The following is a 21,172-nucleotide window of genomic DNA, read 5'->3' as shown; positions in this document are numbered from 1 at the left end:
TCAGAGCTGTTCCAGCGCCAGGCGCAGATCTTCAATCAAATCGTCCCGGTTCTCTATCCCAATGGACACCCGAATAGTTGACTCACTAATACCGATGCGCGCGCGTACGTCCGCGGGCACGCCGGAGTGCGTGGTGCTGGCCGGGTGACTGGCGAGAGACTCGGTACCGCCCAGGCTTACCGCCAGCTTAAACAGCTCCAGGGTGTTAAGCAGCCTGAAAGCGGCGGGCTGACCTCCCACCACGTCAAACGAGAAGGTTGAGCCCGCGCCACTGCACTGTTTACTGAACGTCTGACCTGCCGGAGAGTCGGGATGCAAAAAGGAGAGATAGTGCAGCTTTTCGATTTTGGGGTGGTTGCGCAGGAACGCCGCCACGGCGGCAGCATTATCGTTCGCCCGCTCCATCCGCAGCGACAGCGTTTCCAGCGAGCGGCCAATCATCCAGCAGGAGTGCGGATCGAGCTGCGTGCCGATGGCACTCCGCAGCGCCTTAATCTGCCTGATAAGCGCTTTACTGCCCATTGCTGCCCCGGCGATGAGATCCGAATGCCCGCCAACATATTTCGTCAGGGAGTAGAGCGAAATATCTGCGCCCTGCTCGATGGGACGCTGGAAAACCGGCCCGAGCAGCGTGTTGTCGCAGGCAATAAGCGGGCGATGCTGCTGCTGTTGCTCAATAGCGTCCGCAACCCGACTAATAAGCGCAATATCCACCAGGCTATTGGTGGGGTTGGCAGGAGATTCAATCAGGATCACCGACACGCGTCCCTGTTGCATGGCCTCGTTTGCCGCCGCCTGAATGGAGGCTTCATTAACGCCGTCAGAGAAACCCACGGTAGCCACGTTGAGCTGACGGAAAGTCTTCGTCAGCAGCGTTTCCGTTCCACCGTACAGCGGTTGGGAATGGAGAATGGCATCGCCGGGTTTAACAAAGGCCAGCAGGGTGGTGGAGATGGCTGACATACCGGAGGAGAAAAGCGCCGCACTGTCGGTTCGCTCATAGAGAGCCAGCCGGTCCTCAACGATTTCGCTATTGGGATGGTTAAAGCGCGAGTAAACCAGCCCATTGGCACCGCCCTCCGGCGGTTCCCTCCGCCCGGAAACGTAGTCAAAAAAGTCCTTCCCCTCCTCAGCGCTGTTAAAGACAAAGGTAGACGTCAGAAAAACCGGAGGCTTAACCGCGCCTTCTGAAAGGGCCGGATCGTAGCCGTAGTTTACCATTTGCGTTTCGGGCTGTAGCTCGCGCGTGCCGATATGCGTCTTTTTAGAATGGGGGGTAGCCATGCAATCTCCTGCCGATGTGGCGTGCTGAAAAGGGATAAATTCAGCGTACGTTATCATGCGCATAATCGCGGCTGTAAATGAATTAACGGTCTATCTATAGAAGCTTTTGCATTATAAAATTTCGTTAACATCGAATTTGGAAGTCTATACGTCTGTCTGCCGCAGCAAGCTCAAAAATGCACATTTCCCTTCCGAACGTGAGCAGGAAATGTCCGTTGAAATTGCCAGCCTGCGTGTTCAGGGGCTGAGGGCGAAAGCCGCCCGGAAGTTCAGCCCGGTCAGCTACCGTGAACATGGTCTGCCAGTGTCGAATAAGCTGTTAGAGCATGAATGAAGCCTTTGCCAAAAGCATTTGACGTGTGCCAACTGTAACCCAGTGATCTAAGATAGGATAATCATTAGCAAGGAGCATGTATGGATACGTTTGAACAACTTAATGGCTAATATTTCAAAGGGATGTGTAACCTGCCTCCGGGTGAGCTTGCTTTCTGGATTCTGGTGGATGAGGCAGAAAAGCAACTGGACGGTTTAGATGTTTTTGCTTTTGCTACAATTGTAGGTAGCTTTAACATAGTTCACGTTCCTGGAAAACCCAAAACAGCGACAAGGGGAACAAGCCTTTTGTCGTTAGGTCTGCGCAGAATGATTTCGTATCGGTTAGATAGTCGCTGGCGTTCCCCTACCTGGAAAACATTAATTAATGGTCGGTGGGCGAGAACTGCGAGTTTAGGCGGTCTCATAGGAAGATGGTTGCCGTGGGTAGGGGTAGCGATCACTTTTTATGATATAACCATGATTTCGCACAGAACCATCTGGCACTATAACCTCATGGTTAAACCTGAGGACAGAATATGACTTCTGTCGATGATGCTGTGCTTAAATTTGTAAGAGATGAATTACGCTGCAAGGCGCTTGATATTGATTCATCGCTCAGTACAGGTAAATATCTGACTGTTCGTGAAGATGTCTATGAGCTGGTCGATAAATATGTTGAGGTTTTTGGTGTTGATTGTAGCTCTATAGACTGGCGTCGTTATTTCCCAATACTTATATTGCCGTTTCTCCCTAATCGTTTAATGCCAGCCCGTTTACGATCGGATCGACATAAACCTCAGCCGTTTACCGTCAGAATGCTTGTTGAGTCCGCAAAAGCGGGGCGCTGGCTTTATGACTGAGCAACCGAATAAAAAATTTTGTAGATTATTTGTACTCATGCTTACCCAGTTATACCCCTGTCTCTGACGGGGGTTTTCTTTATATTTTCATGTATATCCTGAACAGTGGCACTCAGACGTGAGCCGCCGCTGGCCATTAATTCAAGCTATAGCGAGTACCGGGGTGGTGCAGGCAGCTGGGAGAAGTTTACAGACTTGTGGGACAGAGCAGCTTCAGAGTTTAAACGCTTGGATCGTCTATGAACAAGGCGATATCCCTCGTGCGGGGCGAATTTGTTTCGGCCCTTTTAAGTCACAACCTGTCTTCCCTGATATAATCCATCGCTTCAAAAGGTACTCATGCTATGGCTGTTGTACATGACTGTGCGATGTACCGTATATCAGTCGGTGTATCAATACCTTGATTTTAAACAAGCTTTGCATAGCGATTAACTGAATAAAATCAGTGAGATAAGTGATTTATGAAACATACCGTAGAAGTAATGATCTCTGAGGCAGAGATCGCCAAACGTATCGCAGAATTGGGCCAGCAGATCACGGAGCAGTACCGTGACAGCGGCAGCGAAATGGTGCTGGTCGGGCTGCTGCGCGGCTCTTTTATGTTTATGGCCGATCTCTGCCGTAAAATCGACGTGCCTCACGAGGTCGACTTTATGACCGCATCCAGCTACGGCAGCGGTATGTCCACCACCCGGGATGTCAAAATCCTTAAGGACCTGGATGAGGATATTCGCGGCAAGGACGTACTGATTGTTGAAGACATCATCGACTCCGGCAACACGTTGAGCAAAGTTCGCGATATTCTCAGCCTGCGCCAGCCGAAATCACTGGCAATCTGCACCCTGTTGGATAAACCTTCACGTCGTGAAGTCGAGGTACCGGTTGAGTACGTCGGCTTTACTATTGCGGATAAGTTTGTTGTTGGCTACGGCATTGATTACGCCCAGCGTTATCGTCACCTGCCGTACGTTGGCAACGTGGTTATGCTGGAAGAGTAAGGAACATTTGTGCGACGGGCCGGGCAGCCGGACCTGCGCACAAACGACTAAGGCCGGGTTTCCCGGCCTGTTATATGATGCGTCGCCTGCAATCAGTTGGGGCTTTCAAGCTCGTTAAGCAGGTTAGCAATACCGTGGCGATAGCGCTGCTCAAGGGTTTCGCGGCTGGTGGCGGTCACTTCCAGATCGCGCAGATAGCCGTCCTGAATGCCGTAAACCCAGCCGTGGATCGTGACTTTCTGGCCGCGCTTCCAGGCAGACTGCATCACAGTAGAATGCCCCAGATTGTAGACCTGTTCGATCACGTTGATTTCACAGAGTTTATCAAAGCGTTTTTCCGGCGGCAGCTCACCCAGTAACGAACTATGCTTGTACCACAGATCGCGGATATGCAGCAGCCAGTTGTTAATCAGGCCCAGCTCAGGATTTTCCACCGCCGCCTGTACGCCGCCGCAGCCGTAGTGACCGCAAATGATGATGTGCTCCACTTCCAGTACTTCAACGGCGTACTGCACGACAGAGAGGCAGTTTAAGTCCGTGTGAATCACCAGATTAGCAACGTTGCGGTGAACGAAGAGTTCACCCGGTTCCAGGCCGGTGAGGCGCTCGGCCGGGACGCGGCTGTCGGAACAGCCAATCCAGAGAAAGCGGGGCTTCTGGGCCAGTGACAGGCGCTCAAAGAAGCCCGGATCTTCCTCTTTCAGCAGTCGGGACCATTCGCGGTTGTTGCTGATAAGGGTATTAATGTCTTTCATAGTTGTGTCGACCGATACTCGAAATGCGTGGCGTTAATATAGGTCAACACGGCGTGATTTAAAACGTCAAACAAGCAAACCACACAAAACAGGGCACTCTTTAACCTATGACTTATGCACTGGAACTTGAAAAACTGACCAAAACCTATGCGGGTGGCGTTCAGGCCCTCAAGGGAATTGATTTGAACGTGGAAGCGGGCGACTTCTACGCGCTCCTCGGGCCTAACGGGGCGGGGAAATCCACCACCATTGGTATCATCAGCTCGCTGGTGAATAAAACAGCGGGCAAAGTCCGGGTGTTTGGTTACGACCTGCAGCAGGATATGGTCAACGCGAAGCGTCAGCTGGGGCTGGTGCCGCAGGAGTTTAACTTCAACCAGTTTGAAACCGTGATGCAGATTGTGGTCAGCCAGGCGGGCCTGTATGGCGTGGTTAAAGCCGAGGCAATTAAGCGCGCTGAAAAATACTTAAAGCAGCTGGATCTGTGGGACAAGCGTGACGAACGTGCCCGTATGCTTTCCGGAGGAATGAAGCGCCGTCTGATGATCGCTCGTGCGCTGATGCACGAGCCTAAGCTGCTGATTCTGGATGAGCCAACCGCCGGGGTGGATATTGAACTGCGCCGCTCGATGTGGACTTTCCTGCAGGATCTCAATGCCAGAGGCACCACCATTATTCTGACCACCCACTATCTGGAAGAGGCAGAGATGCTGTGCCGCAATATCGGCATTATTCAGAGCGGGGAACTGGTGGAAAACACCACCATGAAAGGGCTGCTCTCCAAGCTGAAATCGGAAACCTTTATTCTCGATCTGGCGGCGAAAAGCCCGCTGCCTCAGTTGGAAGGTTTTCAGTACCGGCTGGTGGATACCTCCACGCTGGAGGTCGAAGTGCTGCGTGAGCAGGGGTTGAATAGCGTGTTCAGTCAGCTCAGCCATCAGGGTGTGCAGGTTTTAAGTATGCGTAACAAGGCTAACCGACTCGAGGAGCTGTTTGTCGACCTGGTTAACGGTCGTACAGGAGATAAAGCATGACACATTTATACTGGGTAGCGCTGAAAAGCATCTGGGGAAAAGAGATTAACCGCTTTGCCCGCATCTGGATCCAGACGCTGGTGCCGCCGGTGATCACCATGACGCTCTACTTTATTATTTTCGGCAATCTGATTGGCTCGCGCATCGGCGATATGCACGGTTTTTCCTATATGCAATTTATCGTGCCGGGTCTGATTATGATGGCGGTGATAACCAATGCCTATGCCAACGTGGCCTCGTCGTTTTTCAGCGCCAAGTTTCAACGCAATATTGAAGAACTGCTGGTCGCGCCGGTGCCCACGCACGTCATTATTGCCGGGTATGTGGGCGGCGGCGTCGCACGAGGGATTTGCGTAGGCATTCTGGTTACCGCTATTTCACTGTTTTTCGTGCCTTTTCACGTTCATTCATGGCTGATGGTCTCGGTGACGCTGGTGCTGACGGCGATTTTGTTTTCCCTTGCCGGTTTGCTCAACGCGGTGTTTGCCCGCACGTTCGATGATATCAGCCTGATCCCTACGTTCGTGCTGACGCCCCTGACTTATCTCGGCGGTGTATTCTACTCGCTGACGCTGCTGCCGCCTTTCTGGCAGATGGTGTCGAAGCTGAATCCCATTGTTTATATGATCAGCGGCTTCCGCTTTGGCTTTTTGGGGATTAACGATGTGCCGCTGTTTTTCACCCTGGCCGTATTAGCGGGTTTTATCGCGGTATTTTATCTGCTGGTTTGGGTGCTTATTGAGCGCGGCAGGGGATTAAGGACGTAGTTTTTGTCCGTTTTGATTGCTGGGGAGGGGTCCGGCGCGGTTAAGACTTGAGGTGTCGCCTGCGGGTGGGGCCGGTGCCTGGTGGTCCTCACGCCGCGCGTTGCACGGTTCCTTCGCTCCGCTCGTTGACCTTTCGGACCGGGCATGACGTGATGTCCCTGTCCCGGCATGCCCCTGGGCTAGCATCCCTGCTGGCCCATCCGGGTCTTCCTCGCTGTGCTCAGCGTATTATTCAGGCCACCTGAACCGGGATAGATTTCGCCAGTCGCTTCATCTGATTATCCCCTTCAAAGTAGGCAACTTTTGGCTGCCATTCGCGCGCCGCCGCATCCGTCATCTGCACATAGGAGCAGATAATCAAAATATCGCCTTCGCAGGCGCAGCGTGCCGCCGCGCCGTTAACCGAGATAATCTTCGAGCCGCGTTCGGCGGCAATTGCGTAGGTGGAGAAACGCTGCCCGTTAGTCACGTTGTAAATATCAATGGCTTCGTACTGAAGAATGCCGGAAGCGTCGAGAAAGTCCTGGTCAATGGCACAGGAGCCTTCGTAATTCAGATCCGCCTGAGTCACCTTCACCCGGTGGAGTTTGCCCTGTAGCATGGTACGGTTCATAGCCTTATTACCCTAGTTACAAAAGTTACCAGAAACACCCGCGCCATTATCCGCCGGGTATTATCACTTACTACTGCGCCAGAATCAGCTGAGCATTATCACCTGCTACTGCATCAGTATCAGCCGGCGTTATTATCCACTACTGCGCCACTATCAGCTGAGCATTATCACCTAATCCTGCGCCAGCTTCGGCTAAGCGAAATCACTCACTATTGCGTCAGATCAACCTGCTGATTATCAATCAGGCGGGCTTTGCCGAGCCAGGCGGCCATCAGAATCACCGCGCGCTGGCTATCGACATTGAGCGGCAGCAGCGTATTCGCATCACAGATGGCCAGGCCATCTGCCCGCAGCCCCTTTTCGGCCAGGGCGGTTTCAGCCTCGACAATAATTTCTTCAAGGTGGCGATCCCCGTTAGCCAGCCGCTGCGCCATGCTGTTCATCACGCTGCTTACCGTCGGTGCCAGCTTGCGTTCATCAGCGGTCAGATAGCCATTACGTGAGCTGAGCGCCAGGCCATCCTTCGCCCGAACGGTAGGCACGCCAACGATCTGAATATCGTAGCCCATATCGGCCACCATTTTGCGGATCAGCGCCAGCTGCTGATAATCCTTTTCGCCAAAGCAGGCGAGGTCGGGCTGGACCAGATTGAACAGCTTGCTGACGATGGTGGAAACGCCGCGAAAATGGCCGGGGCGGCTGGCACCCTCCAGCAGGCCGGAGAGGCCGGGAACCTCGACGAAGGTCTGCTCGCTCAGCCCTTCTGGATAGACCTCGCCAGGCGCCGGAGCAAAAACCAGATCCACCCTGCGGCGGTTCAGTTTTTCGCAATCTTCCTGCAACGTTCGTGGGTAGCGGGCCAGGTCGTCAGGGCGTTCAAACTGCATCGGATTAACAAAAATGGAGACCACCACAATATCGGCCTGCTCGCGCGCTTCGTCAACCAGCGTCATATGGCCGTCATGCAGGTTTCCCATGGTGGGGACCAGCGCAATGCGTTTACCCTCCTGCCGCCAGCGTCGAATCTCCCGACGCAGCATCGGCAGGGTTTCAATAATCAGCACGGATCTTCTCCTGAGTTAGTGGAAACTGTGTTCTTCAGCCGGATAAATTCCCGCTTCAACGTCCGACACATACTGCCTGACCGCTGCGCGGATATCGCCGGTATCGGCGAGGAAGTTTTTAGCAAAGGAGGGAACATGCCCACCGGTAATGCCAAAAGCATCATGCATCACCAGAATCTGGCCGTCGGTAACGTTGCCCGCGCCAATGCCGATCACCGGAATGGTCAGCGAGTCGGTAATGCGTTTTGCCAGCGCCACGGGAACGCACTCCAGCACCAGCAGCTGTATGCCGGCGGCTTCCAGCGCCAGCGCATCTTCCAGCAGGCCGTCAGCGGCCTCGCTCTCGCGGCCCTGCACCTTATAGCCGCCAAAGATATTAACCGACTGCGGCGTAAGGCCAAGATGACCACAGACGGGTACCGCACGTTCGGTCAACTGTTTCACCGTCTCGCTCAGCCATTTCCCTCCCTCCAGCTTGACTATATTGGCCCCGGCACGCATCAGCTGCGCGGCGCTCTCACAGGCCTGCTCTGGCGTGGCATAGCTCATAAAGGGAAGATCGGACATCAGCAGAGCCGCTGGCGCTCCCCGGCGTACCGCTTGCGTGTGATAGACAATATCGGACAGAGTGACGGGCAGCGTTGAGTCATGCCCCTGTACCACCATGCCGAGGGAATCTCCGACCAGCATGACCTGGAGGCCTTCGTCGCTGAACAGGCGGGCAAAGCTAAAGTCGTAGGCCGTTATGGACGCAAAGCGGCGTCCGTTTTTTTTCCACTGGCGAAGCGTCGTGATTGTTGTGGGTTTCATCGCAACCTCTTTAGGCATTTTATATTGGACGTATCTTAATGGATGGGGAAAGGGTTTGCACACGGCCAGGTGCAGCGGGTCAGGTCTTGCGATCCAGGGCCATCAGAACAGGCGCTATGCCCAGCGGCGGATCGCTGAGGTGTCCAGGCCCGCAAGCATATCGTTCAGGCGCTGACCGTCAGGGAAGGCGGCATCGGGGGCGATCTCAAGCAGCGGCAGCAGCATAAAGGCGCGATTGTGCATATCGTAATGCGGCAGTATCAGGCGCGGGGTGTTTAGCCGGAGGTGGCCAAAGAGCATGATATCAATATCAAGCGTGCGGGGACCCCAGCGGTCTTTTTTGCGCACCCGGCCCTGCTCCAGCTCAATGCGCTGCGTCGCGTCCAGCAGAGCCTCAGGCGTTAGCTGGGTATCCAGCGCGACAGCCGCGTTGAGGAAATCTGGCTGGTCGGGCGGGCCGTAGGGCGGCGTACGATAGAAAGAGGAGGTGGCGATGCGCTGGGTATGGGGCAGTCCGTCCAGCGCATCAAGTGCGTCATGCACCTGATGCAGCGGATCGGCAAGATTACTGCCCAGGGCCAGATAGACGCGGGTCATGCGTTGTTGCTGTTACCGTCGCGGCGCGGGCCCGGTACGCGCTTACGTGGGCGACGGGTACGGCGGCGGGGAACGGGATCGTCGCCCAGCGTATTCAGCATGGTTTTTTGCTGCGGCGGTGCCGAGACCTGGAATTCATTCCACCAGGCGGAGAGGCGCAGCAGCTCCTGATTATTTTCCACCTCGGCACGCAGCGCCAGCAGATCGTAGGCCGCGCGGAATTTAGGATGCTCCATCAGCTTCCAGGCGCGTTTGCAGTGACGGCGGGAGAGTCGCAGCTGTAGCTGCCAGATATCCCGAACCAGCGTAGTGATGCGTTTCGGGATCGCCAGCGATCGGCAGGCTTCATCCAGCACGTCGTTCATGGCCAGCGCAAAGGCGTCGTAATAGGCCAGACCGCTCTCCTGAGCAATTTTCTGCGCCGCTTCCAGCTGGGGATACCAGAACATCGCGGCAAACAGAAACGCCGGATTAACGCGCATCTGATTATGGATGCGGTTATCGGTGTTTTTAAGCACCTGTTCGATCATCCGCTCCATATTGCTGTCGCCGTGCTCCGTAAAGTTACGGGTGATGATCGGGAACAGCGGCTGGAAAAGCTGGAATTCACGCAGTTTGACCCAGGTGGCATAGCCATAGCCCGTTTGCAGCAGCTTAAGGGTCTCTTCAAACAGGCGGGCCGCGGGAATATCATGCAGCAGCGTCGCCAGTCGTGGGATAGGCTCGGCGGTTTCCGCGGCGATCGACATGTTCAGCCTGGCGGCGAAGCGAATGACGCGCAGCATACGCACCGGATCTTCGCGGTAGCGCGTTTCCGGATCGCCAATCAGGCGGATGATGCCCTGTTGCAGGTCGCTTAAGCCCCCAACGTAGTCACGTACGCTAAAATCCGCCACGCTGTAGTAGAGGCTGTTGATGGTCAGATCGCGGCGCTGGGCATCGTCTTCAATGGTGCCGAAAATGTTGTCGCGCAGCAGCATGCCGTTCTGACCGCGCTGGGAATTATTGCGATCTTCTTCGATTTGCTCCGCTTCGTGGTGCCCGCGGAAGGTCGCGACCTCAATGATTTCCGGCCCAAACATCACGTGCGCAAGGCGGAACCGACGCCCAACCAGGCGGCAATTGCGAAACAGCTTGCGCATTTGCTCCGGGGTGGCGTTGGTGGTCACATCGAAATCTTTCGGTATTTTCCCCAGTAGCAGATCGCGCACGCCGCCGCCCACCAGATAGGCTTCATACCCGGCTTTATTCAGTCGGTATAATACCTTGAGGGCATTTTCACTGATGTCTTTACGCGAAATAGTATGACGATCGCGCGGGATAACGGTCATCTGAGGGACAACCTCAACCTTTGCTGGCGTTTCGTCTTCGCGACTCAAAACTTTTCGGCAAAAATTAGCAACTCGGGAAAAAATGGGACACCTCGATAGTGACAATTAATCTGGGCGAAAAAAAATAGCGGCTAATCATAGCTCAGTGCGGGGCGTTTGAGAATGCTCATATTAACTCCCCCGTCATCTTTCACGCTGTGGCAGGGTGCTTTTACCCTGATATTGCATGCCAGAGCGTATCGGGCACGACGGTAACGGCGTCACTGCTTTCCACTATTCGTTAAGTATTGCACGTTGTTTGTTGTAGCCGTAAGTGGGACGCCAGACAAATCCCACTGTTGAACCGCCTGCTGTAGCAGTGCGGGCAGCGTCAGATCCTGCCACTCCTCACTCACCGGCTGGCCGAGAAAATGCAGCGCCTCTATCAGCACCGGGCGCGGATCGCCCGGCGGCAGCGGCGTCGCGTGATTCTGCTTCGAGAGCTTATTACCGTCCGGCGCGGTCGCCAGCGGCAGGTGCAAATAGTCCGGCACCGGCCAGCCAAACTGTTGAAACAGCGTTATCTGCCGCACCGTTGGCTCAATTAAATCAGCCCCTCTGACCACCTCAGTAATACCCTGGTCGTGATCATCCACCACCACGGCCAGATTGTAAGCGAACAGCCCGTCACGACGATGGATAATAAAGTCTTCCCGCGCCAGGGCGCTATTGGGGCGCACCTCTCCCCGTAGACTATCCTGGAAGTGGCAGGCGGGCTGCGTCGATTTCAGGCGGAGCGCCGCATTATCGGGACGGTGGTTCAGCTCACGACAGTGGCCATCATACACGCCGCCGAGCTGCTGGATACGACTGCGCGGACAGGTACAGTAATAGCTGAAGTGGCGCTCATTAAGCCAGCTTAAGGCCTCACGATAAGCATCATGCCGCTGGGACTGCCAGAGAATTTCGCCGTCCCAGGTCAGGCCATACTGCTCCAGCTGCTGCAAAATGCGCTGAGCGGCTCCCGGAACCTCGCGTGGGGGATCGATATCTTCGATACGTACCCGCCACAGGCCCTGCTGCGAACGCGCGCGCAGGTAGCTGCCAAGGGCCGCAATTAACGAGCCGAAGTGCAGTTCACCGGAGGGAGAGGGGGCGAAGCGCCCGATATAAGCGGAGGCGTGAGTCATAGAGAGAGGCAGTGAAGTGGCCGCAGGGCCAGCTTCACTGCACAGTCTTGCGGCCATTAACCGGCCATTTGTTTTTCGCGGATTTCTGCCAGCGTTTTACAGTCGATACAGAGATCGGCGGTAGGACGCGCTTCAAGGCGACGAATACCGATTTCAACGCCACAGGATTCACAGTAGCCGAAATCGTCATCTTCTACTTTCTTGAGCGTCTTCTCGATCTTTTTGATCAGCTTGCGCTCGCGGTCACGGTTACGCAGTTCAAGGCTGAATTCCTCTTCCTGAGCAGCGCGATCGACCGGATCGGGGAAGTTGGCGGCTTCGTCCTGCATATGAGAAACCGTACGGTCAACTTCATCCCGAAGCTGGTTGCGCCAGGCTTCAAGGATCTTCTTGAAATGCTCCAGCTGGGCTTCATTCATGTACTCTTCGCCCGGTTTCTCCTGATAAGGCTCCACCCCAGCGATGGCGAGAATACTCAGAGACGAGGTTTTACGGGTTTGCCCTTCTTGCATGTTGCTTCTCCTGGATAACACGCACTATCGATCCCCACTTGGGGAAAAAAACAGGTCGCTATAAATAACAGAAGCGATTGAGGTTAGCAATTATTCCTGAACATGCCTTGACAAGGCTGTGAGGAAAAGCGTATCTGGCGCGCGCCAGAAGTAATTTAATAACAGTCAATTGACCTCTGGTTTATGACCCCACCGCAATGGCCTTTTTTAACCCTATGCCGGTGGGCGACAGCTGCGCCTTATAATATAGCACCTCAACACCGCTCTGCTGTGCCTGTGCCAGTAGTTCTGCGTAGCGCACATCAATATGACGTGCGGGGGAAACGTCCTCAATCCCCGAGTGCAAAACGGCAAAAAATAACACCGCGCGCGCACCATTTTCGGCGATCTTCGTGAGTTCACGAAGATGCTTCTGACCGCGCTCGGTGACCGCATCCGGGAAATACCCTTTACCCTGCTCCAGCAGCGTCACGGATTTGACTTCAATATAGCAGTTTACCCGACTGTCTGCCTGCAACAGGAAATCAATACGACTCTTTTCGTCGCCGTATTTCACCTCAGCGCGCAGGCTGGTGTAACCGGATAATTCTGGAATCAGCTGCGCCTCCAGCGCCTCCCTGACCAGGGTGTTGGCGCGCAGGGTATTTACGCAGATCCAGTCGCCTCGCTGCGTTTCCGTCAGCTCCCAGCTGTGGGGATATTTTCGCGTCAGGCTGTCCGAGGTGGAGTACCACACCCGGTCGCCCGGCGTGGCGCAGCCGGTCATCGCGCCGGTATTGGCGCAGTGCAGCGTCATTTCCGTTCCTTCCGGGGTGACCACGTCGGCCAGAAAGCGCTTATAGCGTTTAATCAACGTCGCCGGACGCAGGGCGGGGGTATAGTTCATTTCTCTTCCTGTGACAGCGCCCAGGCGGCAACTTCGCTATAGCGCGTGCGGCCTTTCGCATAAATGGACTGAAACAGCGTGAAGCGTTCCACGCGAAACGGCCAGCTAAAATTGCGTGGCGGCAGCGATAAGGGCTGGGTAGCCTGGCGCAGCAGGGTGACGTGCGGATGAAAGGGCATTGTGCTCTGATGGCATCCGCTACGCGCCGCCTGCGACCGCAGCAGTTCGGCCAGCTGTAGCAGCCCGCGCGGTGACCGTTTGGGACCAAGCCACACCACGCCCGATCGCGGCCAGTGTCCGGCATCATCCAGCGTCAGCGTAAAGGGTGCCTGACGGATGCGGCTCGCCAGCCGCTGTAGCGCGCGGGATTTCTCTTCACTGACCTCGCCTAAAAAGGCCAGCGTCAGGTGCAAATTAGCCGCGGCCACCGGGCGACCCACGCCGTCGACAAAGGTATTGGCCCGCCACTGAATGATGCTCTGCCTGCTCTCTTCCGGCAGGCTGATGCCAAAAAACAGCTTTTTTTGCTCACTCATGGTGCTCTCCGGTATTCCATAAGCAGGAATGCTACAATGCCCGGCTGATTCAGACCACTACGTTATGGAGCCAAAAGTGAGTTCATACCCGGTCAGTGCCGTTTTACCTGAGCTGCTTGAAGCGCTGCGCCACTCGCCCCAGGTACTGCTTGCCGCCCCTACCGGGGCCGGGAAATCGACCTGGCTGCCGCTACAGATCCTGCAACAGGCTAACTTCAGCGGACGCATCCTGCTGCTGGAGCCGCGTCGGCTGGCGGCGCGTAACGTGGCTCAGCGGCTGGCTGAACAGCTTAACCAGCAGCCGGGGGAAACCATTGGCTACCGGATGCGCTCGGAGAGCCGCGTGGGGCCAACCACCCGTCTGGAAGTGGTGACGGAGGGCATCCTCACCCGAATGCTGCAACAGGATCCCCTGCTGGAGGGCGTTTCGCTGGTGATCCTCGACGAGTTTCACGAGCGAAGCCTGCAAGGGGATTTGGCGCTGGCGCTGCTGCTGGACGTGCAGCAGGGGCTGCGGGACGATCTGAAAATATTGCTGATGTCGGCCACGCTGGATAATGCCCGTCTCCAGGCGCTGCTGCCGGATGCCCCGGCTATCGCTTCAGAGGGGCGCGCTTTTCCGGTCGAACGACGCTACGCCACGCTGCCGTCGCATCTGCGGATGGAAGACGCCGTGGCGCGTCAGGTTAGTCAGCTGTTGCGCGAGGAGCACGGTTCCCTGCTGCTTTTCCTGCCGGGCGTTGGCGAGATCCAGCGCGTGCTCACGCAGCTCTCTACACAGGTTGCCTCGGATGTCGATCTCTGCCCGCTCTACGGTGCGCTGCCGCTCGCTGAACAGCGCAAAGCGATCCTTCCCGCCCCCGCGGGCCGCCGCAAAGTGGTGCTGGCGACCAATATTGCGGAAACCAGCCTGACCATTGAGGGGATCCGGCTGGTGGTCGACAGCGCGCTGGAGCGCACGGCGATATTTGATGCACGCAGCGGGCTAACGCGTCTGCAAACGCAGCGCGTGAGCCAGGCCTCAATGACCCAGCGCGCCGGGCGTGCGGGGCGTCTGGAGCCGGGTATCTGCCTGCATCTGATTGCGAAAGAGCAGGCAGAGCGCGCCGCCAGCCACGCTGACGCGGAGATCCTGCATGCGGATCTGGCCTCCCTGTGGCTGGAAATATTGCAGTGGGGCTGCCGCGATGCCGGCCAGCTCCAGTGGCTGGATCGCCCGCCGGAAAGTGGTATACAGCAGGCCGTGCGGCTGCTGCGGTTGCTGGGCGCCACGGATGCCAGCGGGCAGCTCAGCGCAAAAGGGCGGCGTATGGCCCAGACCGGCGCGGACCCCCGGCTGAGCGCGATGCTGGCCGATGCGGGCAGCGATGCCGACAGCGTAGCTACGGCTGCGCTGCTGGTGGCAATGCTGGAAGAGCCCGCGCGCGGCAGTAGCGATCTCCGCGACAGCTTCCACCGCCGTCAGCCAAACTGGCTGGCGCGGGCTAAACAGCTGCAAAAGCGTCTGAATCTGACCAGCGGTCAGCCGGACAGCGACAAAATTGCGCCTCTGCTCGCCGGGGCTTTCCCGGATCGGGTAGCGCGCCGACGGGGCGAGGCCGGACGCTATCAGCTGGCGAACGGCAGCGGGGCCATGCTCGAGGGTACGGATGCCCTTAACCGCTATGAATGGCTGATTGCGCCGGGTCTGTTGCAGGGCAGTACCGGCACCTCCGCCCGCATCCTCCAGGCGATGCCGGTTGAGCCTGAGCGGCTGATTAAGCAGCGTCCCGGCCTGGTGGAACAGCGTACCGAGGTGGAGTGGGATGAACAGCGCGGCACGCTGCGTGCCTGGCAGCGGGAGCAGATCGGTGAGCTGGTCCTCAGGGCACAGCCGCTGAATAAGCCCGATGAAGCGGATCTGCATCCGGCGATGCTGCGTTGGATCCGCATTAAAGGGCTGTCGGTGCTCAACTGGACGCCGCAGGCAGAACAGCTGCGGATCCGGCTGGTGTGTGCCGCCCGCTGGCTACCGGAAGAGGGGTGGCCTGCCGCCGATGAGGCCAGCCTGCTGGCAGGACTTGAACGCTGGCTGCTGCCGATGATGAGCGGCGTGCGGGACGCAAAAGGGCTGCGACAAATTAACGCCGCCAGCGCTTTATTACAATTACTCACATGGTCACAGCGTCAGCAACTGGATACTGCTCTGCCAACTCACTACACTGTGCCCACCGGAAGTCGGCTGCCGATTCGCTACGACGAAGAGAATCCGCCGGCGCTGGCGGTTCGCCTGCAGGAAATGTTTGGCGAAGCGCAGAATCCGTGCGTGGCCGGGGGCCGTATTCCGCTGGTGCTGGAACTGCTCTCACCCGCGCAGCGACCGTTGCAGATCACCCGCGACCTGGCCGCGTTCTGGCAGGGTGCCTGGCGCGAGGTACAGAAAGAGATGAAGGGTCGCTACCCTAAACACGTCTGGCCGGACGACCCGGCAACGGCAGCGCCGACGCGGCGCAGCAAAAAATACTCTGCGCCCTCCTGACGGTGGCGCGCAGGCAGGCATTTCGGAAGGTTCCCGTTCCGAAGCGAGTTGAGTCATAACAGAGTAGTCGGCCTGGCCGACGGCTACCCCTGGAGAAAAGAAACAGATGTCTGACGATCGCGAACCCATTGGGCGCAAAGGCAAACAGCCCAAACCTCCGCGCAAGACGGCGGGCAGAGGTCGCCGCAGGGATGATGAACATGATGAATACGATGATTTTCAGGACGATGACAATGAAGACGAGGAGATAAAACCGGTGCCACGTAAAGGAAAAGGGCGTCCATCGCGGAAAAAAAGGGGCTGGCTAAGCCTGTTGATCAAGCTGCTGCTGATCTTTATCGTGCTGATGGCGGCCTACGGGGTTTACCTCGATTCGCAAATCCGCAGCCGCATTGACGGCAAAGTCTGGCAGCTGCCCGCCACGGTCTATGGCCGTATGGTCAGCCTTGAGCCGGGCATGTCTTACAATAAAAAAGAGATGATCGCCCTGCTGGAAGGCACACAGTACCGCGAGGTGACGCGCATGACGCGGCCCGGCGAGTTTACCGTGCAGGCTAACAGCATTGAGATGATCCGCCGCCCGTTCGATTTCCCGGACAGTAAAGAGGGGCAGATCCGCGCGCGTCTGAGCTTCAGCAATGACACCCTGTCTGAGATCAAGAACCTCGACAGCGGCCGTGATTTTGGCTTCTTCCGCCTCGATCCGCGCCTGATCACCATGCTGCAATCCCCCAACGGCGAGCAGCGCCTGTTTGTGCCGCGCGCCGGCTTCCCCGATTTACTGGTGGATACCCTGGTCGCGACAGAAGACCGCCATTTCTATCAGCATGATGGCATCAGCTTCTACTCGATTGGCCGCGCCTTCCTCGCCAACATCACCGCCGGACGTGCGGTACAGGGCGGCAGTACGCTGACGCAGCAGCTGGTGAAAAACCTGTTCCTGACCAACGAGCGATCGCTGTGGCGTAAGGCTAACGAAGCCTATATGGCCCTGATCATGGATGCGCGCTACGGCAAAGATCGCATTCTTGAGCTGTACCTGAATGAAGTCTATCTCGGTCAGGCCGGCAACGATCAGATCCGCGGCTTCCCGCTGGCCAGCCTCTACTACTTTGGCCGCCCGGTCGATGAGCTGAGCCTCGATCAGCAGGCGCTGCTGGTGGGCATGGTGAAGGGGGCGTCGCTCTATAATCCGTGGCGAAATCCGAAGCTGGCGCTGGAGCGCCGTAACCTGGTGCTGCGTCTGCTACAGCAGCAGAAGGTTATCGATCAAGAGCTGTACGATATGCTGAGCGCCCGTCCGCTGGGCGTCCAGCCGAAGGGCGGAGTGATTACGCCGCAGCCTGCCTTTATGCAGATGGTACGTAACGAGCTGCAGGCGAAGCTGGGTGATAAGGTTAAAGACCTGTCAGGCGTGAAAATCTTCACCACGCTGGATCCTGTCTCGCAGGATACGGCGGAAAAAGCGGTGGAAGAGGGGATCCCGGCGCTGCGTAAACAGCGGGGTATTAACGACCTGCAAACCGCCATGGTGGTTGTCGATCGCTTTAGCGGCGAAGTGCGTGCTCTGGTGGGCGATGCGGATCCGCAGTACGCCGGCTATAACCGTGCGCTACAGGCCCGTCGATCCATCGGTTCACTGGCTAAGCCTGCTACCTACCTGACGGCGCTCAGCCAGCCCGATAAATACCGTCTGAACAGCTGGATTGCCGATAATCCTATCGCGCTGAAGCAGCCTAACGGGCAGATCTGGAAACCGCAGAACGACGACCGCCGCTTTAGCGGTCAGGTAATGCTGGTGGACGCGTTAACCAACTCGATGAACGTGCCGACGGTGAATCTGGGGATGACCCTGGGCCTGCCGCAGGTGGTGGATACCTGGACCAAACTGGGCGTGCCGAAAGATCAGCTCCAGCCGGTTCCCGCGATGCTGCTGGGAGCACTGAACCTGACGCCGATTGAAGTGGCCCAGGCGTTCCAGACCATCGCCAGCGGCGGTAATCGTGCTTCGCTCTCCGCGCTGCGATCGGTGATTGCGGAAGACGGGACGGTACTCTACCAGAGCTTCCCGCAGGCCGAACGCGTGGTGCCTGCGCAGGCAGCCTGGCTGACGCTCTATGCGATGCAGCAGGTTGTTGACCACGGTACGGCGCGCGCGCTGGGTGCCCGCTATCCGAAGGCCCATCTGGCCGGGAAGACCGGGACCACCAACAACCAGATAGACAGCTGGTTCGCTGGCGTTGACGGCAAGGAAGTGGCGATCACCTGGATTGGCCGTGATAATAACCAGCCGACGAAGCTGTACGGTGCCAGCGGTGCAATGCAGATCTACCGTCGCTACCTGGATAATCAGGCACCGATGCCGCTGATGGCTACGCCGCCGGAGGATATCGCACCGATGAACGTCGATTCCGCCGGTAACTTCGTCTGCGGCTCCGGCAGCAGCAGCTGGCGCACGCTGCCAGTGTGGACCACCGATGCCAACGCGCTTTGCCAGCAGCAGGCTCAGCAGGTGCAGCAGCAGCAGCAGTTGCAGCAGCAGAATGAGCAGCAGCAGGGCGGACAGCAGCAAGGCGGACAGCAGCAGGGTGAGCAGAAGGACAGCAACGGCGTGGCGGGATGGATCAAGGATATGTTTGGTAAATAACCCCGGCCCCGTCGCTGAAAACCGGTCCCTCAGGGGGCCGGTTTTTTTTTGCTTTGACTGTAAAGAGTGTAAGTAAGGTGAAAAAAGCGCGTTAGTACCAGAAGAGCACCGACACTCCCTTTTACCCCAAATAAACTCCGGTTACTTTCCCCCTCAGGCGGCAGAAATGTTGATGATTTTCGCTTGCGCGGATTCTGCCGTTTCGCATATTATCCAATCGTTATAATAATAATTATCGTTTACGTTTGCATTTAACTTATTACATCCAGAGAAAAGCACAATGGCGACCGAATTTTTGCTTCCTTCTTCATTATTCAATACCTCTAAACGCCGACTGGCCGTCCTGGTGACGCTGGCGGTTTCATCCTCTTCCGCCTTCGCGGCCGAGCAGACCCTTACCGTCGACGCCAGCGCGGCACCGCCGCAGCAGGAGAGCGCCTGGGGGCCTGCACCTACCATCGCGGCTAAGCGCAGCGCGACCGGCACCAAAACCGATACGCCGATTGAAAAAAATCCGCAGTCGGTTTCCGTCGTCACTCAGGAAGAGATGGCGCTGCATAACGTCACCACGGTAAAAAGCGCCTTCAACTACACGCCGGGCGTGCTGACGGGCAACCGCGGCAGCTCCGACGTGATAGATGCGCTCTCCATCCGTGGTTTTAGTGAAACCAACACTAACCAGTATCTGGATGGCCTGAAATTACAGGGCGATAACTACTCTGAGTTCGCCATCGATCCTTACTTCCTGGAGCGCGCCGAGCTGCTGCGCGGGCCGGTGTCGGTTCTGTATGGAAAAAGTAACCCGGGCGGGGTGGTGTCGCTGGTCAGCAAGCGTCCGACCACCGAAACCCTGCGCGAAGTGCAGTTCCAGATGGGTACCGATAACCGTTTCTCTACCGGCTTTGATTTCGGTGGCGCTATTGATGATGCGGGCGTCTACTCATACCGCCTGACCGGCCTGGCCCGCAGCCAGGATGCGCAGCAGGACATGCAGAAGGAAAAACGCTACACCATCGCGCCTTCCTTTAGCTGGCAGCCGGATGATAAAACCAATTTTACCCTGCTGACCTATTTCCAGAACGAACCACAAACCGGCTACTACGGCTGGCTGCCGCGTCAGGGTACGGTCGTGCCGATCGTCGATGCGAATGGCAATCAGCATAAGCTGGGCCGGGATTTTGATGAGGGCGAAGCCAGCAACAAGATCTCCCGCAACACCAAAATGATTGGCTATAACTTTTCGCACAGCTTCGACGATACCTGGACCGTGCGGCAGAATCTGCGCTATGCCGATCTGCGCACGAATTATCGCAGCATTTACGGCAGCGGTTTAGACAGCAGCACCAATACCATTTCGCGTGGCTACGCCGTCTCTGAGGAAAAACTGAATCAGTTTGCCGTCGATAACCAGCTGCAGGCGAAGTTTGCCACCGGGCAGGTGGATCATACGCTGCTGATGGGCGTCGACTATCAGCGCACCCGCAACGATATCAACGCCGGTTTCGGCTCGGCGACCTCGCTCAGCGCGCTGAATCCGCAGTATGGCAGCGATCAAATGGTGCCCGGTTCGCTGTTTCCCTATCACTATCTGAACAAGCAGGAACAGACCGGCCTGTATACTCAGGATCAGATGGAGTGGAATCGCTGGGTATTGACCCTGGGCGGACGCTACGACTACGCGATGACCTCTGCTTACAACCGCAGCGGCGACAGCCTGGCAAAAAACCACGATCAGGCGTTTACCTGGCGCGGCGGGCTTAACTACGTTTACGACAACGGCATCGCCCCTTACTTTAGCTACAGCGAATCCTTTATTCCGACCGCGGGCAGCACCCTGGACGGCGCGACGTTCGATCCTTCCCGCGCCAAACAGTATGAGGCCGGAGTGAAATATGTGCCGAAAGATCGCCCCCTGGTGCTAACCGGTGCGGTCTATCAGCTGACCAAAACCAAAAACCTGACTGCCGATCCGCGCAATCTTAACTTCAGCGTGCAGGGCGGTGAAATTCGCTCGCGCGGCGTAGAGCTGGAGGCCAAAGCGGCGGTCAACGAAAACGTCAACGTGACGGCGGCCTACACCTATACCGATGCAGAATATACTCACGATACTCTGCTGAAGGGCAAGACGCCGGTTGAAGTGCCGAAAAATATGGCCTCCCTGTGGGCAGACTATACCTTGCATGAAACCGCGCTCTCCGGGCTGACCCTGGGCGCAGGCGTGCGCTATATTGGTGAGAGCAAAAGCCTGTACAGCAGTACTAATGAGAACTTTACCGTGGCGAGCTACACCACGGTGGATGCGCTGGTTAAATACGATCTGGGCCGCTTTGGCATGCCGGGCTCGTCAATTGGCGTTAACGTGAGTAATCTGTTTAATCGTAACTACGTTGCCAGCTGCTACCGCGACTACGCCTGCTACTGGGGCGCTGAACGTGAGATCGTCGGCACGGCAACCTTCCGTTTCTAATCTTTGCAC

The 21,172-nt window shown here is 56.9% G+C and carries 20 protein-coding genes; 9 read left to right on the top strand and 11 right to left on the bottom strand.

Features of this window, described 5'->3' with window-relative positions; translation table 11 throughout:
* Entirely contained in the window at positions 1–1,284 is a 1,284-nt protein-coding gene (locus A1830_RS13245; RefSeq protein WP_067706665.1) for a cystathionine gamma-synthase family protein, read from the bottom strand.
* Positions 1,285–1,492: 208 nt separating this feature from the next.
* Between A1830_RS13245 and A1830_RS23715 the strand changes: the two genes are divergently transcribed.
* The 4 genes from A1830_RS23715 (at position 1,493) to hpt (ending at position 3,457) form a co-directional block, all read left to right on the top strand.
* Positions 1,493–1,618, top strand: a complete 126-nt coding sequence (locus A1830_RS23715; RefSeq protein ID WP_255362080.1) for a hypothetical protein — start codon at positions 1,493–1,495, stop codon at positions 1,616–1,618.
* A 122-nt stretch (positions 1,619–1,740) separates the two neighbouring features.
* Complete coding sequence (locus A1830_RS24005; RefSeq protein ID WP_073981013.1) at positions 1,741–2,139, top strand: STM2901 family protein; 399 nt, start codon at positions 1,741–1,743, stop codon at positions 2,137–2,139.
* Positions 2,136–2,459 (top strand): DUF1493 family protein, encoded by a 324-nt coding sequence (locus A1830_RS21515; protein WP_073981012.1) that lies wholly within the window; start codon positions 2,136–2,138, stop codon positions 2,457–2,459. The genes A1830_RS24005 and A1830_RS21515 overlap by 4 nt, the downstream gene beginning before the upstream one ends.
* A 461-nt stretch (positions 2,460–2,920) precedes the next feature.
* Positions 2,921–3,457 carry a hypoxanthine phosphoribosyltransferase gene (gene hpt / locus A1830_RS13240; RefSeq protein ID WP_067706662.1) on the top strand — a complete coding sequence of 179 codons (537 nt, stop codon included), beginning with the start codon at positions 2,921–2,923 and terminating at the stop codon, positions 3,455–3,457.
* A gap of 92 nt (positions 3,458–3,549) precedes the next feature.
* On the opposite strand, the gene can is transcribed toward hpt, so the two are convergent.
* On the bottom strand, positions 3,550–4,212 hold the full coding sequence (gene can / locus A1830_RS13235; protein ID WP_067706659.1) for a carbonate dehydratase: 663 nt from the start codon (positions 4,210–4,212) through the stop codon (positions 3,550–3,552).
* Between the two features lie 107 nt (positions 4,213–4,319).
* Here can and A1830_RS13230 point away from each other — a divergent pair, with 107 nt between their 5' ends.
* Positions 4,320–5,246 carry an ABC transporter ATP-binding protein gene (locus tag A1830_RS13230; RefSeq protein ID WP_067706656.1) on the top strand — a complete coding sequence of 309 codons (927 nt, stop codon included), beginning with the start codon at positions 4,320–4,322 and terminating at the stop codon, positions 5,244–5,246.
* Positions 5,243–6,013 (top strand): ABC transporter permease, encoded by a 771-nt coding sequence (locus A1830_RS13225; protein WP_067706653.1) that lies wholly within the window; start codon positions 5,243–5,245, stop codon positions 6,011–6,013. Before A1830_RS13230 ends, A1830_RS13225 begins: the two co-directional genes overlap by 4 nt.
* A 232-nt stretch (positions 6,014–6,245) precedes the next feature.
* On the opposite strand, the gene panD is transcribed toward A1830_RS13225, so the two are convergent.
* The 9 genes from panD to thpR form a co-directional block, all read right to left on the bottom strand.
* Positions 6,246–6,626, bottom strand: a complete 381-nt coding sequence (panD, locus tag A1830_RS13220; RefSeq protein WP_067706650.1) for an aspartate 1-decarboxylase — start codon at positions 6,624–6,626, stop codon at positions 6,246–6,248.
* A 209-nt stretch (positions 6,627–6,835) separates the two neighbouring features.
* Positions 6,836–7,690: a pantoate--beta-alanine ligase gene (gene panC, locus A1830_RS13215; protein WP_067706647.1), complete on the bottom strand. Its 855-nt coding sequence runs from the start codon at positions 7,688–7,690 to the stop codon at positions 6,836–6,838.
* A 15-nt stretch (positions 7,691–7,705) separates the two neighbouring features.
* The gene (panB, locus tag A1830_RS13210) at positions 7,706–8,500 is read right to left on the bottom strand and encodes a 3-methyl-2-oxobutanoate hydroxymethyltransferase (RefSeq protein WP_067706643.1); all 795 of its coding nucleotides are present in this window, start codon (positions 8,498–8,500) and stop codon (positions 7,706–7,708) included.
* Between the two features lie 114 nt (positions 8,501–8,614).
* Positions 8,615–9,097 carry a 2-amino-4-hydroxy-6-hydroxymethyldihydropteridine diphosphokinase gene (gene folK / locus A1830_RS13205; protein ID WP_067706640.1) on the bottom strand — a complete coding sequence of 161 codons (483 nt, stop codon included), beginning with the start codon at positions 9,095–9,097 and terminating at the stop codon, positions 8,615–8,617.
* Positions 9,094–10,512 (bottom strand): polynucleotide adenylyltransferase PcnB, encoded by a 1,419-nt coding sequence (gene pcnB, locus A1830_RS13200; protein ID WP_231877630.1) that lies wholly within the window; start codon positions 10,510–10,512, stop codon positions 9,094–9,096. The genes folK and pcnB overlap by 4 nt, the downstream gene beginning before the upstream one ends.
* Before the next feature lie 176 nt (positions 10,513–10,688).
* Positions 10,689–11,597, bottom strand: a complete 909-nt coding sequence (gene gluQRS, locus A1830_RS13195) for a tRNA glutamyl-Q(34) synthetase GluQRS (RefSeq protein ID WP_067706921.1) — start codon at positions 11,595–11,597, stop codon at positions 10,689–10,691.
* 56 nt (positions 11,598–11,653) lie between these two features.
* A complete protein-coding gene (gene dksA / locus A1830_RS13190) occupies positions 11,654–12,109 on the bottom strand; it encodes an RNA polymerase-binding protein DksA (RefSeq protein WP_034937242.1) in 456 nt (151 codons plus the stop codon).
* A gap of 181 nt (positions 12,110–12,290) precedes the next feature.
* The gene (gene sfsA, locus A1830_RS13185; protein ID WP_067706634.1) at positions 12,291–12,995 is read right to left on the bottom strand and encodes a DNA/RNA nuclease SfsA; all 705 of its coding nucleotides are present in this window, start codon (positions 12,993–12,995) and stop codon (positions 12,291–12,293) included.
* Positions 12,992–13,531 (bottom strand): RNA 2',3'-cyclic phosphodiesterase, encoded by a 540-nt coding sequence (thpR, locus tag A1830_RS13180; protein WP_067706629.1) that lies wholly within the window; start codon positions 13,529–13,531, stop codon positions 12,992–12,994. The genes sfsA and thpR overlap by 4 nt, the downstream gene beginning before the upstream one ends.
* Positions 13,532–13,607: 76 nt before the next feature.
* On the opposite strand from thpR, the gene hrpB reads away from it, so the two are divergent.
* The 3 genes from hrpB to fhuA all read left to right on the top strand — a co-directional run bounded on the left by hrpB (position 13,608) and on the right by fhuA (position 21,163).
* Positions 13,608–16,049 (top strand): ATP-dependent helicase HrpB, encoded by a 2,442-nt coding sequence (hrpB, locus tag A1830_RS13175; RefSeq protein WP_067706626.1) that lies wholly within the window; start codon positions 13,608–13,610, stop codon positions 16,047–16,049.
* Between the two features lie 106 nt (positions 16,050–16,155).
* A complete protein-coding gene (gene mrcB, locus A1830_RS13170) occupies positions 16,156–18,696 on the top strand; it encodes a bifunctional glycosyl transferase/transpeptidase (RefSeq protein ID WP_067706623.1) in 2,541 nt (846 codons plus the stop codon).
* A gap of 280 nt (positions 18,697–18,976) precedes the next feature.
* Positions 18,977–21,163, top strand: a complete 2,187-nt coding sequence (fhuA, locus tag A1830_RS13165) for a ferrichrome porin FhuA (RefSeq protein ID WP_067706619.1) — start codon at positions 18,977–18,979, stop codon at positions 21,161–21,163.
* The last annotated feature ends 9 nt before the right edge of the window (positions 21,164–21,172 follow it).

The organism is Erwinia sp. ErVv1, assembly GCF_900068895.1.
GTDB lineage: Bacteria > Pseudomonadota > Gammaproteobacteria > Enterobacterales > Enterobacteriaceae > Erwinia.
The sequence above is the reverse complement of the archived record's forward strand: the minus strand, read 5'-3'. Positions and strand labels throughout refer to the sequence as shown.

Bases quoted from the DNA above. Each gene is read 5' to 3' on its own strand.
- A1830_RS13225 (WP_067706653.1), top strand. From the start codon at position 5,243: ATGACACATTTATACTGGGTAGCGCTGAAAAGCATCTGGGGAAAAGAG.
- can (WP_067706659.1), bottom strand. From the start codon at position 4,212: ATGAAAGACATTAATACCCTTATCAGCAACAACCGCGAATGGTCCCGA.
- mrcB (WP_067706623.1), top strand. From the start codon at position 16,156: ATGTCTGACGATCGCGAACCCATTGGGCGCAAAGGCAAACAGCCCAAA.
- A1830_RS24005 (WP_073981013.1), top strand. From the start codon at position 1,741: ATGTGTAACCTGCCTCCGGGTGAGCTTGCTTTCTGGATTCTGGTGGAT.
- gluQRS (WP_067706921.1), bottom strand. From the start codon at position 11,597: ATGACTCACGCCTCCGCTTATATCGGGCGCTTCGCCCCCTCTCCCTCC.
- thpR (WP_067706629.1), bottom strand. From the start codon at position 13,531: ATGAGTGAGCAAAAAAAGCTGTTTTTTGGCATCAGCCTGCCGGAAGAG.
- panB (WP_067706643.1), bottom strand. From the start codon at position 8,500: ATGAAACCCACAACAATCACGACGCTTCGCCAGTGGAAAAAAAACGGA.
- A1830_RS21515 (WP_073981012.1), top strand. From the start codon at position 2,136: ATGACTTCTGTCGATGATGCTGTGCTTAAATTTGTAAGAGATGAATTA.
- sfsA (WP_067706634.1), bottom strand. From the start codon at position 12,995: ATGAACTATACCCCCGCCCTGCGTCCGGCGACGTTGATTAAACGCTAT.
- hpt (WP_067706662.1), top strand. From the start codon at position 2,921: ATGAAACATACCGTAGAAGTAATGATCTCTGAGGCAGAGATCGCCAAA.
- panD (WP_067706650.1), bottom strand. From the start codon at position 6,626: ATGAACCGTACCATGCTACAGGGCAAACTCCACCGGGTGAAGGTGACT.
- folK (WP_067706640.1), bottom strand. From the start codon at position 9,097: ATGACCCGCGTCTATCTGGCCCTGGGCAGTAATCTTGCCGATCCGCTG.
- A1830_RS13245 (WP_067706665.1), bottom strand. From the start codon at position 1,284: ATGGCTACCCCCCATTCTAAAAAGACGCATATCGGCACGCGCGAGCTA.
- dksA (WP_034937242.1), bottom strand. From the start codon at position 12,109: ATGCAAGAAGGGCAAACCCGTAAAACCTCGTCTCTGAGTATTCTCGCC.
- fhuA (WP_067706619.1), top strand. From the start codon at position 18,977: ATGGCGACCGAATTTTTGCTTCCTTCTTCATTATTCAATACCTCTAAA.
- A1830_RS13230 (WP_067706656.1), top strand. From the start codon at position 4,320: ATGACTTATGCACTGGAACTTGAAAAACTGACCAAAACCTATGCGGGT.
- A1830_RS23715 (WP_255362080.1), top strand. From the start codon at position 1,493: ATGTCCGTTGAAATTGCCAGCCTGCGTGTTCAGGGGCTGAGGGCGAAA.